The organism is Actinosynnema sp. NPDC020468 (genome assembly GCF_040642015.1).
In the GTDB taxonomy this organism is placed as follows: Bacteria; Actinomycetota; Actinomycetes; order Mycobacteriales; family Pseudonocardiaceae; genus Actinosynnema.
This window is the reverse complement of record NZ_JBFAEO010000043.1, coordinates 17233-30297: the sequence shown is the minus strand read 5'-3', so window position 1 is coordinate 30297 and position 13065 is coordinate 17233. Positions and strand designations below refer to the sequence as shown.

The 13065-nt window shown below is 69.4% G+C and carries 14 protein-coding genes; 7 read left to right on the top strand and 7 right to left on the bottom strand.

Going from position 1 to position 13065, the window contains the following annotated elements:
• Positions 1-72: 72 nt before the first annotated feature.
• The 4 genes from AB0G50_RS26950 to AB0G50_RS26935 are packed head-to-tail and all read left to right on the top strand — an operon-like array spanning position 73 to position 4017.
• The gene (locus AB0G50_RS26950) at positions 73-1326 is read left to right on the top strand and encodes a cytochrome P450 (RefSeq protein WP_360113513.1); all 1254 of its coding nucleotides are present in this window, start codon (positions 73-75) and stop codon (positions 1324-1326) included.
• Positions 1323-1883, top strand: a complete 561-nt coding sequence (locus AB0G50_RS26945; protein WP_360113511.1) for an EF-hand domain-containing protein — start codon at positions 1323-1325, stop codon at positions 1881-1883. The genes AB0G50_RS26950 and AB0G50_RS26945 overlap by 4 nt, the downstream gene beginning before the upstream one ends.
• Complete coding sequence (locus tag AB0G50_RS26940; protein WP_360113509.1) at positions 1861-3051, top strand: acyltransferase; 1191 nt, start codon at positions 1861-1863, stop codon at positions 3049-3051. The genes AB0G50_RS26945 and AB0G50_RS26940 overlap by 23 nt, the downstream gene beginning before the upstream one ends.
• A gap of 18 nt (positions 3052-3069) precedes the next feature.
• Positions 3070-4017, top strand: a complete 948-nt coding sequence (locus AB0G50_RS26935; protein WP_360113507.1) for an NADPH:quinone oxidoreductase family protein — start codon at positions 3070-3072, stop codon at positions 4015-4017.
• Between the two features lie 26 nt (positions 4018-4043).
• Here the strand turns inward: AB0G50_RS26935 and AB0G50_RS26930 are convergent, their stop codons facing one another.
• The gene (locus tag AB0G50_RS26930) at positions 4044-5006 is read right to left on the bottom strand and encodes a hypothetical protein (protein ID WP_360113505.1); all 963 of its coding nucleotides are present in this window, start codon (positions 5004-5006) and stop codon (positions 4044-4046) included.
• A gap of 105 nt (positions 5007-5111) precedes the next feature.
• Between AB0G50_RS26930 and AB0G50_RS26925 the strand changes: the two genes are divergently transcribed.
• A complete protein-coding gene (locus tag AB0G50_RS26925; protein ID WP_360113503.1) occupies positions 5112-5930 on the top strand; it encodes a hypothetical protein in 819 nt (272 codons plus the stop codon).
• 832 nt (positions 5931-6762) lie between these two features.
• Here the strand turns inward: AB0G50_RS26925 and AB0G50_RS26920 are convergent.
• Positions 6763-6888, bottom strand: a complete 126-nt coding sequence (locus AB0G50_RS26920) for a hypothetical protein (RefSeq protein WP_360113501.1) — start codon at positions 6886-6888, stop codon at positions 6763-6765.
• Between the two features lie 431 nt (positions 6889-7319).
• On the opposite strand from AB0G50_RS26920, the gene AB0G50_RS26915 reads away from it, so the two are divergent.
• On the top strand, positions 7320-7820 hold the full coding sequence (locus AB0G50_RS26915) for a hypothetical protein (RefSeq protein WP_360113499.1): 501 nt from the start codon (positions 7320-7322) through the stop codon (positions 7818-7820).
• 421 nt (positions 7821-8241) lie between these two features.
• Here AB0G50_RS26915 and AB0G50_RS26910 read toward each other — a convergent pair whose 3' ends face one another.
• From AB0G50_RS26910 to AB0G50_RS26900, 3 genes are all read right to left on the bottom strand, one after another.
• A complete protein-coding gene (locus AB0G50_RS26910; protein ID WP_360113497.1) occupies positions 8242-8433 on the bottom strand; it encodes a transcriptional regulator in 192 nt (63 codons plus the stop codon).
• Between the two features lie 100 nt (positions 8434-8533).
• Positions 8534-8860 carry a hypothetical protein gene (locus AB0G50_RS26905; protein ID WP_360113495.1) on the bottom strand — a complete coding sequence of 109 codons (327 nt, stop codon included), beginning with the start codon at positions 8858-8860 and terminating at the stop codon, positions 8534-8536.
• Positions 8857-9078, bottom strand: coding sequence for a hypothetical protein (locus tag AB0G50_RS26900; protein ID WP_360113493.1), 222 nt, complete (start codon positions 9076-9078; stop codon positions 8857-8859). The genes AB0G50_RS26905 and AB0G50_RS26900 overlap by 4 nt, the downstream gene beginning before the upstream one ends.
• Positions 9079-9520: 442 nt before the next feature.
• Between AB0G50_RS26900 and AB0G50_RS26895 the strand changes: the two genes are divergently transcribed.
• Complete coding sequence (locus tag AB0G50_RS26895; RefSeq protein WP_360113491.1) at positions 9521-11059, top strand: transcriptional regulator; 1539 nt, start codon at positions 9521-9523, stop codon at positions 11057-11059.
• Here the strand turns inward: AB0G50_RS26895 and AB0G50_RS26890 are convergent.
• Positions 11048-11392: a signal peptidase I gene (locus AB0G50_RS26890; RefSeq protein ID WP_360113489.1), complete on the bottom strand. Its 345-nt coding sequence runs from the start codon at positions 11390-11392 to the stop codon at positions 11048-11050. The two genes, AB0G50_RS26895 and AB0G50_RS26890, sit on opposite strands and share 12 nt — an antisense overlap.
• The gene (locus AB0G50_RS26885) at positions 11389-12954 is read right to left on the bottom strand and encodes a transcriptional regulator (RefSeq protein ID WP_360113487.1); all 1566 of its coding nucleotides are present in this window, start codon (positions 12952-12954) and stop codon (positions 11389-11391) included. Before AB0G50_RS26885 ends, AB0G50_RS26890 begins: the two co-directional genes overlap by 4 nt.
• Between the last annotated feature and the right edge of the window lie 111 nt (positions 12955-13065).

Here is a 13065-nt window from a genome sequence, read left to right as displayed (position 1 = left end):
CGGCTAGCTTGGCCGGAAAGGCGGTTTCCGCCATTTCTCCCAGCGCTCCGCGCAAGACGACGGAGGTAGCTCATGACCGTTGAGGGTGTGCGGGACCTCACCACTCTGAACCCCGACGCGGAATTCCAGCGGAATCTGCACGACGTGCTCGCCGACTGGCGGGACAACGGCCCCGTGCGCTGGGTGCTGCTGCCCGACGGCCGCCGCTGCGGCGTCGTGACGCGGTACGCCGACGCGGTCGCCGTGCTCTCCGACCCGACGATGAGCAGCGATCTCCCGCGCGGGGCGCGGGAATTCGGCCCGCCGCTCGACCCGGAGGTCCTGCGCACCTTCGACGTCATCCACGAAGGACTGCTGTTCACCACCGACCCGCCGGACCACACCAGGCTGCGCAAGTGCATCGTCCGCGAGTTCACCGCCCGCCGGGTGGAACTGCTGCGCCCGCGCGTCCGGCAGCTCGCCGACGAGTTGCTGCGCCCGTTGGCGGACCGGTCCGGTCCGGTCGACCTGATCGGCGCCTACACCTACCCGCTGGCCGTCACCGTCCTGTGCGAACTGCTCGGCATCCCCGAGGGCGACCGGTCGGACTTCCGCTCGTGGATCGACACCGCCATCGGGTTCGTCGGCGACCCGCGGGACATCCCCCGGGTCGTCGTGGCGATGGACTCCCTCAACGGGTACTTCTCCGACCTGCTCGCCGCCAAGCGCCGCGACCGGGCGCAGGACCTGCTCGGGGCGCTGGCGCGGAGCAGCGAGCAGGGCGAGCTGCTCACCGACCGGGAACTGCTGCACCTGACCCGGATGCTCTACATCGCGGGCCACGAGACGTCGGTGCAGGCGGTGAACCTGGCGTTGCTGGCGCTGTTCGACAACCCGGACCGGCGACACGCCCTGGCCGCGGACCCCGAACTCGCGTCCACCGCGGTGGACGAGTTCCTCCGCTACGACGGCCCGGTGGTACCGGGCCTGTTCCGGTACGCGACCGCCGACGTGGAGGTCGGCGGCGAGCCCGTGCCACGCGGTTCGCTGCTGGTGGTGTCCCTGTCCGCGGCGAACCGCGACCCCTCCCGGTTCCCGGCGCCCGACGCGCTGTGCCCGGCCCGGGAGGACAACCCGCACCTGGGGTTCGGGTGGGGCATCCACTACTGCGTCGGCGCGAGGTTGGCCAAGGCCACCGCGGAGATCACCATCGGGTCGCTGCTGCGGACCTACCCCGAGATCGAGCTCGCGATACCCGCCGCCGAGCTGCGCTGGCGCCCCGGTTTCATGCGCGCGATCGAGGAACTGCCCGTCCTGCTGCCCGGGCCCGCCGGAGGGGAACGATGAAGACACCGTTGCGGCACACCAGGTACGACCGCGTGTTCCAGCTCCTCGACGGCGACGGGGACGGGGTAGTCCGGGCCGTCGACGGCGACGTCTCGGTCGACAAGCTGCTCACGGAGTTCGGCGTGCCGGGCGATTCGCCGAAAGCCGTCCGGTTGCGCGACCACCTCGCCGCCATGTTCGAGGACTTCCTGGGCCCGGACTTCCGCGACCGGGCCGGCACCCGCGAGGAGTTCCACGCGTACATGCGCGGCCACCCCGACCGCCTGGAGCGGATGGTCGAGGTGACGACGGGCGCGGAGTTCGACGTCGCGGACCACGACGACGACGGCGTCCTGGACAGGCCGGGTGTGCACCGGATGTGGCGGGCGTTCGAGCTGACCCCGCAGGACGCCGAGGCGGCGTTCGAGTACATGGACACCGATCGGGACGGTCGCGTGACCCGCGCGGACTACGTCGGGATGTGGCTGGACTTCCTGCTCGTGGACGACGAGGACTCGCCGGTCGCGAAGGTCGCAGGGCAGGAAGGCGGCGCCGGTGGCGGTCACGGACGACCGTAGTCGCGACGACCCGTCGACCTCGGCGGCCGCCCCGGTCCCGGCGGGCTACCGGACCGACGTCCAGGCGCTGCGCGCGGTCGCGATGGTCGTGGTGCTGCTCTGCCACTTCTGGCCCGCGCTGCTCATCGGCGGGTACGTCGGGCTCGACGTCTTCTTCGTGATCTCCGGGTTCCTCATCACCGCGCAGCTCGACCGGGAACTGCGCCGCACCGGTTCGATCCGACTGACGCGGTTCTACGCCCGCCGCGTCCGGCGGCTGCTGCCGGCCGCGACCGTCGTGCTGCTGTTCTGCGTCGTCGTGACCTTCCTGGTCCTGCCTCCCGCGCGGTGGCCGGGCACCGCGCGGGAGGTCGTGGCGAGCGCGACCTACTGGGAGAACTGGGTGTACGCGGCGCACCCGGTGGTGGACTACCTCGAGCTGTCACCGGTCGCGCACTTCTGGTCCCTGTCGATCGAGGAGCAGTTCTACGTCGTCCTGCCGCTCACGCTGCTGGTGCTGTTCCGGTTGCGGCGGCGGGCCGCCCAGGTCACCGGCATCGCCGTCGTCGGCGCCGTTTCCCTGGCCTACAGCGCCTACTACACGCACGTCTCGCCGTACCAGGCGTACTTCGACACCTTCGCCCGGGTGTGGGAGTTCGCGGTCGGCGCGCTGATCGCGTTGACGGGCGGGAAACTCGTGCTCGGTCGGCTCGCCGCCGGACTGGCGTCGGCCACCGGTCTCGCCCTCGTCCTGCTGGCCGCGGTCGCCTTCGACGACCGGACACCGTTCCCCGGCGTCGCGGCCCTGCTGCCCACCGCCGGCGCGGCCTTGGTCATCGTGTCCGGCAACCGCCCGGGACGCCAGTGGCACACGGCGGTTTCGGCGTCCCGCCCGGTGCAGTTCTTCGGCGACATCACCTACTCCGTGTACCTGTGGCACTGGCCGCTGCTGCTGATGGCGCCGTTCGTGCTCGGGGTTTCGGTGTGGGACGGCTCGATGGGCACGGGGCAGCGCCTGGGGGTCCTCGGGGTTTCGGTGGCGCTGGGCGCGGTGAGCAAGATCTGCGTGGAGGACCCGGGGCGGACGTCGACAACCCTGACCCGCCGCCCGAAGGTCACCTTCGCGGTGGGACTCGGTTGCACGGCGGTCACCCTCCTGGCCGCCACCGCCCTCCACCTGGCCCGCTGACGTCCCGGATCGGAACCCATGCGCGCAGTGCACATCACCAGGTTCGGCGGCCCGGAGGTGTTGACCCCGGTCGACCTCCCGGAGCCCACACCCGGTCCGGGCGAGGTGGTCGTCACCGTCGAAGCCTGCGGCGTCAACTTCATGGACGTCCACCGCACGTCCGACACCTACCTGAACCCGACCGAACTCCCCCACGTGCCGGGCGGCGAGGTCGTGGGCCGAACCCCCGACGGACTCCGGGTGATCGCGTTGATGGACGGCGGCGGCTACGCGGAGAAGGCGGTGGCCGACCACCGTCTCGTCGCCCCCGTCCCCGACGACCTCGACGCCGCGCGAGCACTGGCCCTCGGTGTCCCAGGCCTTTCCGCCTGGCACCTGCTGCGGGGCAGCGCCCGGCTCCGCGCGGGCGAAACCGTGGTGATCAACGGCGCGAGCGGGGGCGTCGGCACGATCGCCGTACAACTGGCGAAGCTGTTCGGCGCCGGCCGCGTGATCGCCGCAGCGTCCACAAAGGACAAACGAGCCCTGGCGCGCGACCTGGGCGCGGACGTCACGATCGACGGCTCAGCACCCGGTTACGCCGACCGGGTGCTGGAGGCCAACGGAGGCAACCGCGTCGACGTGGTCCTGGACCCGATCGGCGGCGCGGTGTTCGACGCGGCCCTGGACACCCTGGCGAGCACCGGCCGAATGGTCACCTACGGCGCGACGAGCATGACCATGCCGACACCCCTGACCATCGACCACCTCATCACCCGCAACATCTCGATCACCGGTTTCTGGCTGACCCGGGTGACCACCCTGCCCCACATGTACCGAGAACCCCTCGCCCGACTCCACGAACTGGCCCTCGCCAAACGCCTCGTGCCCGTCATCGGAGGCACCTACCCGCTGGCAGAGGCCCACCGAGCCCACGAAGCCCTGCTCTCACGCCGCACCCAAGGCAAACTGGTCCTGATCCCCTGACCCCGACCAGCAGGGTTTCCTCGGTGCTACTCCCCCAACGGGTCCCAGTGGCCGCCGTAGCGGAGGAGGGAGTGGGCGAGGTCGGGGTGGGTGGCGGCCCACGTCGTGTCGAAGAGGAACCACTGCCGGTGGCCGAAGTAGGTGTCCACGTGCATCGCGAACTGGGCCAGGTGGTCGTCGACGCGCAGCAGGGACGCGCTCGGGTCGCGGCCGTGGGCGAACGTGGTCGCGAGGTTCGGCAGCGCGGCGGCGTGGGCGGTCGGGTGGTCCCGGGCGAAGGTCGGGTCGTTGTAGTCCGGCCAGTGGTCGCAGCGGGCCAGGGCGGTGGCGAGGTCGTCGGTTGTCAACGCCCACAGGACTTTCAGCTCCACCGGCCAGTCCTCGTCCAAGGTCGTGGACGTCAGGTGGGCGGCCAGGTTCGGCAGGTCGACACCCGGGAACGACAGCGGCGGGGTGGTGCCCAGGCTGTCGCCGTCGTAGAAGGTGAGGAACAGGGCGTAGGTGGTCGACGTGCCCCCGCCCGACCCGGTCGCGGGGAGCACCGGGACGTCGGGGGTGAACGACGTGGCCCCGCCCGCGGTGTGGGGCAACGGCCAGGACTCGTGCAGCAGGTACGCCAGGCGGGACGGCTCCTCGGCGATCACGTGGTCGTCGAGGAAGTAGTACGCCAGCTCGACCTCGTCGTCGTCGGTCCGGACGCGGAGGCTGTGGTCGTCCAGGCGGATGTCGTCCTCGTCGCCCTCGACGTAGAGGTGCTCGTGCAGCACCGCCCTCAGCTCGCCGACGCTCCCCGGCACGGGCAGGTCGTGGCTCAGCACGGCGCGGAAGACCGACCCGAGCCCGTAGACGTCACCACCCAGTTCGGTCGACGGCCAGTCCTCGCCCGCCGTCCAGCCCCGCCGGAACCACGCGAGCACGGAGTCGTCGGGCAACGTCACGACCCGCTTGCCCAGCGGGCCTTCGTAGTGCGACCGGTAGACGAAGAGCACGGTCGCGACGGTACCTCGCGCGCGGTCACCGGCCTCCGCGGGTCTCCTCGAGAAAGCCGCGCCGGCCGGGGTGGCCGCCTGCTCCGACGTGATTAAAGTCGGCCGGTGACCAACACCCACAGCCGGATCGCCCGCGGCGGGATCGAGGCGTACGACGTCGCCGCCGGACGCGACCCGGTCGCGTTCTTCCCGCTGCCGGAGGCGGCCGCGTCCGACGGGCACGCCGTCGCGCCCACCCTCGACCGCGCGGTGCACACCGGTCCCGACCACGTCGTGTGCGTCGACCGGGACGGAAAAGTGTTGTGGCGCACCGGTTTCGGGCACGCCGAGTTCTCCGCCGACGGCCGCGTGGTGTGGTTGTACCAGCCGGGCGACGGGGACCGGTGGGTGGTCCTGGACGCGGCGAGCGGGGTCGAGCGGGCGGGCGTGGACCTGACCTCCGAGGGCGTCGCGGGTGTCCACTTCGTCCACCCGGACGGTCGGCACGTGCTGCTGTCGGTCGGCGAAGGCCAGGACGGCGTGCAGGTGTACCTCGGCTCGTTCGACGGCACCGCGATCCTCCACACCGCCTACCCGTGGCACGACCGCGTGGTCCTGGGCTTCTCCCCAGGGGGCGGCGAATTCCTCAGCGTGGCACACGACCAGACCGACCTGGAGATCCACCGCTTCCCGACCGGTGACGTGATCACCCGGGCGACGGTCGAGGACCTGGGCTACGACAACGAGATGTGCTTCGACTGGACCGGCGCCTTCCTCGACGCCGACCGGGTCGTGGTCGCGGTGATCGGAGACGACTGGTCCCGACACGCGGTAATCGACGCGCACACCGCCCGGTGGCTGGCGGAACTGCCCACCACGGGCGACATCGTGACCCCCGGCGACGGCACGTGGTGGACCACCGACCCGCCCACGAGGTGCCGGTGACCACGAGCCCGCACTCCCGCGAGGCGCGGCTCGAGTCGTACCGGCCGCTCAGCGCGGCGATCACGCCGAGCGCACCCACGCCGTCCGACGGAACCCCGCCTTCACCGTCACGACCACGTCGGTGAACGACGCCGGGTACCTCGCCGACCCCACCCGTTGATGCCGGGGTGGATCAACCCCGCGCCGTCCCTCGACGCAGGACGGCGATCAGTTCGCCCAATGCCGCGAGGGTCGCGTATGACCCGACGCCCGCTTCCTCGCGGGCGTCGGGTCATACGGCTAGGTGACCTTCCTGGTCACCGGACGATCGGGCGGGTCGACCCGTGCCCTCGCCGCGCGTGGGTGACGCCCGGGGAGTTCGGAGGTCTTGCGCGTTTGCGACCGGCGGACCGCCTGCGCCACCGGCCCCGTCCGTCCCGCAATGCGCGGATGATCTCCGGACGGTCCGACGGCTCGGCCTTTCTCAGGGCAAGCCATATGGTGAGAATCTCCAGTCCGAACATCAGGGGCGGCTTAGGCGCAGGCGCTGCATCGACCGCCCACCAGGCCATACGCGCGCGCGGACCGCTCCGCGACGATCGCGCGACACCATGCCGACCGTGTCGCAGTGATTCACCCCTCTTTTTATCGCACGGAACAGACTCCGCAGAATTCGTACTCGAGTCGAATTCGCGGCATATGCGCATTCCCGAGACACGAGCCACCCTCTTGTCGCCCAGGAACTCGCCCGGTGGTCTCGTTTCGCCGTTGTCGGATCCCCTCACTGAGGGACCCCCAGGCAACAGCCCGGCCCGTATGCGGAGCACGCCGGGGGCATGCGCCGTCGCTGTGCCTACTGGGGCGTCGCGAAGGTCACCGAGTCGCCGGCCGGCGACACGTTGTTCGCCGCGTCCGCCGCGCGGATGTAGATCGTGTGGGAGGTGCCGCCCGCCAGGCCGACGAACTCGTAGGTCGTCACGCCGCCCGCCACGGTGGCGCTCGGCGTGATCGAGTTGCGGTAGATGCGCTACTGCGTGACGCCGACGTTGTCGGTGGACGGATTCCAGGTGATCTTGAGGGTCGTGCTGGTGACTCCGTTGAGCGTGGGCGGACCGGGCTTGGTGGGCGGAGAGGTGTCGGGACCGGCCGAGTACAGGGGTACCGGGTCAAGTCCACAGTGGACCCACCGGATTCCGCTCGGCGAGGGCATTTCCGGGTCGAGCCGTGACCGGAACCGCCGCGGCTCCTCCCGGACGAACCCCAGGCGTACGGGTAGCGGAGCCGACGCCGACCGCGCTACCGGCGAACGGCGCCGGCGCGACCGGCACGCCGACCGCCATGATGGTCCCCCGGCCGGTGGGGCACGCGCTGTCCACCGGTTCAGCGCGAATCTCCGGAAGGAGATCGACCGTGAGGCGCGTCTCCGTCATCCTCGCCGCGACCGTGATCACCCTGCTGTCCGTCGTCGTACCGACCCAGGCCGCCGCGCTGCCGCCGGCCTGCTCCTCGCCCGACACGTACAAGGATCAGCAACCGCCCTACTACACCCACTGGTTCATCGGGGAGCACACCTACGGTGGCGGACCGGTGCCCGTGTTCACCTACCGGTACTGGCTGACCGAGGACCTGACGAGCAGCCCTCCGCGCTTCATCTCGACCTCGTACGCGGTGTGCGCGAGCTTTTCCGGCACCGAGTACCGGATCGCACCGGCCGACGACACGTTCGGCCAGTCGTGCTCGGCATCCGGCGACTACAGCACGGTCGTGGCCGGCCGGTTCATCTTCCACCGACTCATCGGCGACCGCCACAGCCCGCCGGTCCGACCGCCCGCGGTGAGCCACACCTATCGGTTCTGGGCGCACGAGTACGACGACCGCAATCAGAACAACACCGTCTCGCGCTGCGTCTGAGGACAGGGCCGGGTCAACACGGCGCGCGTTTCCGTCTGCGTCCTTCACCGCCCCCAGGCGGGCCCGGTAAACCGGCTGGGCAGTTCCTTGGCGCGGTCGCCGACGTCGCCGCCGGTCAAGCCGGCCACCGACTCCCCGGCGTTGTACGCCAGGTTCCAGTCGCAGGGGGATGTCCGGGTTGGGCAACATCCGGTAGGCCGCGACGGCGCTCCGGTTCGACCTCTCAGCTGTGCGAGAACTCGAACGACGCACCACTGGAGATCGAGAAGTCGGTGTCGACGGCCGGGGTTGCGATGCCGAACCCGAGAGGCGTGGCGGTCAGCAGCGTGTCCACATAATTGATGCGCCCGAAAAGGGAAAACCTAGGGCGGGTACGAGGAATTTTCTTGCACCCGCCCTAGGTTGCAGAATCGACCACCTGCTACAGCACTTCGAAGAGGTCGTCGAACTGCATTGGCGCCAGTGCCGTGAGTGCACCGCCGATGAAAACGGGCCCCGGCAAGAGTTCTCCCGACTTCACCCTGGCTACCGTTGAGCGGTTGAGGTCCATTGCTTTGGCCAGGGCGTAGTCGGAGGTGAAGCCGGCCAGGCGGGCGGCTTTGGTGAAGGCCATGGCGCGGAGTCTGATGGTGTGGGGCATGGCGACCTCCCCTGGGCGGGTGATCTGGGATGTGATGCCGCCGGGGTTGGCGGTCCTGGCGGCACGACATGGTTCAGGGGTTGTTCGGCGCTACCTGGATGGTGCGGGCGGTTACACCTTCGTGGGCGAAGTGGGTTGCGGCGTGGTCGAGGTTCTGGAGGCTGGCGCGGTAGTTGCCCTCGGTGGAGATGACCTCGACGTGGGTCGGGAAGGTCATCGCCCAGGCGGCGACTCGGGCGTTCTGGGAGTCGGACGGTTCCTGGACGATCGCGGTCAGGCCCGGGGCGGTGAGCATGACCATTTCCTGGACTGCCGCCTCGTAGGTCTCCGGGTCGCGCAAGGCCTTGAGGTAGGGGTTCTCCTCGGGCTGGTCGTCCGGCTCGTTGAGGGTTGCGGTCATGGGGTTTCCTCTCGGTGGTGCTTGCCCGGCGGTGCGCTGGGGTCCGATTTGGTTCGGAGTTCGTCCAGTGCCCACGCGGCTGCTGTTGCGCTTTCTTGGCATTGGCGCACGTACCGGCGGCCGAGGGTGGCGACGTAAAGCGGTGGGAGGGTTAGCCAGAGGATGAACAGGGTCAGGCCGACCGCATCCTTGGCCAGGTTGCTCCACACCACGGTCATCACCACCACTGGTCGTTTCGCGTGCGCTGGTTCAAGGATGGGGAATTATTCCGCGTGGGCGAACGTCCAGTGATCGCCATCCGGCGACCTGATGCGTCCACACACTCGTTTGGGTGACGCCGATGGGCGAGCGTCGAGTGCGGGACGGGACGGAGGGAGGTGGCACGCACCGGTCCCGTGCTCGCGCGTTTCGGGCCGGCAGGACAGGAGTACCGACTCGGCGTCCCATCGCGTTCGGGCTGTTGAAAGGGCGTTCGGAGGTGTCCGGGGGCGGGACGGTGGGACGGGCTCCACGTGCCGCGTGGGACGGGTTGGGCGGATGTCGAGCTGGGGCTAGCCGCGACGTGCGACACTGAAATCAGAAGAAGATCAGCTATTGATCAGCTTTCGGGTCACTAGTCGGCTTGATGCGGGGGAATTGGCTATGCGGACGTTCCGGACCGTGCTTGAGCAGAAGATCCATGAGCGGCGGATGAGTTTGGAGGAGTTCGTCCAGTTCGCCGGGGAGTTCGCGCGGGAGCATCGGGAGCCCGGGACGTTGGGGCTTCGGCATCTTCAGCGGCTGGTCACCGGGAAGCGGGAGAACGGGGAGCCGTTGGGGCGGGTTCGGTTGGTCACCGCGCGGCTGCTGGAGGGGATCTTCGGGATGGGGATCGAGGAGTTGTTGCGGGAGCCCGTTCACGAGCCCGTGGCGACGGTTGGTGGGCCGCCTGGTCAGGCTGTGGTGGATCTGGCTGTTGCGGTGGATTGGCTTGATGAGCGGGCGGGGTGGTCCAGTGGCACGGCTCGGGAGAAGGTGCACGTCGCGGCTCGGAAGCTGGAGTCCGATGTGTTGTTGGACCGGCAGGCCTGGCGAGGCAAGGTTGGGCGGTCTCAGCTCGTCGGGGCGTTGCGAGCGTTCTACGGGGACGTTGACGGATACGGGATGTACCGCGCGCGGTTTGGTGGCGTGGATGTTGCTACCACCGTGTTGAGTCGGGCCGAGTGGGTCGGGTTGTCCGCGTCGTTGATGGACGCGGGTGAGCGGTGGACGTTGGCGCTGGGGCAGGCGCCGCGCGCTGAACTCGGGGCTGTTGCGGCGGAAGCGGCCGTGGCTCGGTTGGCCGAGTCGGCGGTGTTGGGGGTTCGGTTGGCGAACTTGCCGTTGTACCGGCTGTTGGGGTTCGAGAGTGACGGCACGGTTTCGGGGACGTTGGGGCAGGTGCCGTTTGTCGAGTACGCGTTGACGGCCGATCTGTTGGAGAACGAGCTGGTCGACGCGGTTCGCGCGCGTAGTGCGGTGTTGCCGCTGCGCAGCGAGTACCTGCCAGACCTTGAGGCCGTGCTCGACCTGCCTGGGCGGGGGTGTGCCGGTGGGGTTGTCGCGTTGTGTGCCATCGCGCGGCCGCACGACAGGTTTCGGGGGCCGGCGGACTACGCGCTGTTGGTTCAGGAGCGGTCCGGGCACGTGCTCAACACGGTGGGGCAGCTCGCGGTCATTCCCAAGGGGTTCCACCAGCCGTTGAACGATCTGCGGGGTGACTCGCGGATTGGTGCCACGCTGCTTCGGGAGTTGGAAGAGGAACTGTTCGGACGGGGCGAGGTGGATACGACCTTGGGCGGTAGTCGTGCTGCCGCACCGATGCATCCCGGGCGATGGTCGGAGCCCATGCGGTGGTTGGCCGAGGATGCCGGGCGGTTGCGGGTGGAGTGCACCGGGTTCGGGCTCAACCTGATCAGCGGGAACTACGAGTTCGCCGGGTTGGTCGTGATCGAGGACGAGGAGTTCTGGCCTCGGTTCGGTGGGCAGGTCGAGACGAATTGGGAGGCGGCCGGGTTGCGGCTGTTCTCCAGCCTTGACGGTGACCTGGTGACCGACCTCGTGGGGCAGGAGTCCTGGAGCAACGAAGGGGTGTTCGCGTTGCTCCAGGGACTTCGGCGGCTTCGGGAGGTCGGGGGTGAGCGGGTTCGGTTGCCCGCGGTGGAGGTGTCAGGTTTGTGACGGCCAGCGGACCGTCATGACGGTGGATTCCGCCAGGGCTTCCCAGGAGTGGTCGATGCCCGGTCCCCACATGATGTAGTCGCCCTGGGCCGACATCGTGGAGCTGCCCTCGGTGAGGTCCACCCGGAAATGGCCCTGTACCAGGATGACCAGGGTCGTTCGCTGGTCGTCCGACGTCCACTCAGGACGCTTGTCACCCGCGGGGTGGGTGGCCCACTTGACTTCCACGTCCTTCTGCGCGCGGACGCCGTCGGGGATGAAGTGGCCTACCAGCCAACCGCGTGTGGGGGTTCCGTCTGCTGCGGCGTTGCCGGCTTGCCAGTTCTGGGTCACTTGATCTCCCATTCGATGGTCGGCAGGTTCACCCGGTCGCCTCCCAGTTCGCGGAGGCGGCGGAGGCCTTGGAGCAGGGCGAAGAGGCCTTCGTTGCTCCACGCTACGTCGCTCGCCAACCGGGCCAGCAATTCCGGGTCCTGGCTGGAATATTGGCGCAGGGTCGCGGATTCCCAGTTGGCTTGCACCTGGCCGCCGTGACGGGTCCAGAACTCTTCGTCCTCGATGACGATCAGACCGGCGAACTCGTAGTTGCCGCTGACCGCGTTCAGGCCGAAACCGGTGCACTCCATGCGGAGGCGGCCCGGTTCTTCGGCGAGCCAGCGCATCGGGTCCGAAAGGCGGCTGGGGTGCATGGGGTCCGCGTGGCGTTGTTCGCCGACCGTGTTGTCGATGTCGTCACGGCCGAACAGTTCCTCTTCCATCTCACGGCGGAGCGTTGCGCCGATTTGGGCGTCTGCCCGGAAGTCCGTGAGTGGCTGGTGGAAGCCCTTGGGGATGACGGCCAGGCGGCGGGCGGCGTTGATCACGTGGCCGGAGCGTTCCTGGATCAGGAGCAGGTAGTCCGGGCCGCTGCGGAACGGGTCCGCGGGGCGGGCGATCGCCGTCAGGGCCAGGGCTCCGCCGGCGCACAGGCGGTCTGCGACGTCGAGGATCGAGGGCAGGTCAGGGAGGTAGGTGTCCCGGAGGGGAAGGGCGCCGGGAGTGGTGGGGTTGCCGGTGGTGAGCGCGTCGACGAGCTCGCCCTCCAGCAGGTCCATCGTCACCACGTACCCCACGAAGTTCGTCACGCCCACAGTGCCGCTCAGGGAGTGCCTGCGCACGTCCACGTCCAGGAGGCGGAACAGCGGCATGTTGACCATTCGGTTGCCCAGTGCCAGTGACTCCGCCAACCGTTGGGCGGCTCGCCCCGCGGTCTCACCGTCCATCGTCAGGTCGTCGGTCGAGGTTACGCCGGAGAGCCTGAGTTGGTCGTGGGTCGGGATGAGCGGACACGCCAGGTCCAGCCAGTCCGGGTGGGTGATGACGGTGGTGGACGCCTCGGTGGTCGCGCCGAACTTGGCGGTGTAGCGGCCGTGGCCGCGGTGTGGGGTTCCGTAGTAGGCAGCCAGTGCCTGGGCGATGTCCTGTTGGTTCACCCGGCTTCGGCGGACGCCGCGGTCCTGGAGGGCTCGGACGTCCAGGTCGACCAGGCGGGCGGCTACTTCCCGCCGGGCGGTTCCGGGTTCCCAGTGCGCGTGATCGTCCAGCCAGTCGAGCGCGGCCACGATGTTCGGATCCGCGCTCAGGCGTAGCTCGGCGTCGGTGGCCGCGCCTTCCGGGAGACGGAGGGGTGTGGTCTGGGCGGTGAACCTCGTTCGCGCGGCCCGATCTGCGCGGGCGAGTGCCGTGTCCAGGAGCTGTTGGACCTCGGGTCGGGGCTTGAGGTCCGGTTTCTGGTGCCACGCCGCGACGGTGCGCACGGCCACACCCAGGTGTTCGGCGAACGCCTCGTTGCTCAACCTCAGCGCGGCCTGCAACGCGCTGGCCGATCGGCCGTTCCAGCTCTCCGTCAGGCTCATGTCGGCACTCCCCCCAGTGCGAACCGCACTGGAACTGCACTGTTCGTGCACTGCTCGCGCATGGGAACCTCGGCGTATCCGCAGTGGAATTGACGGCATGGGAAAGAGCCG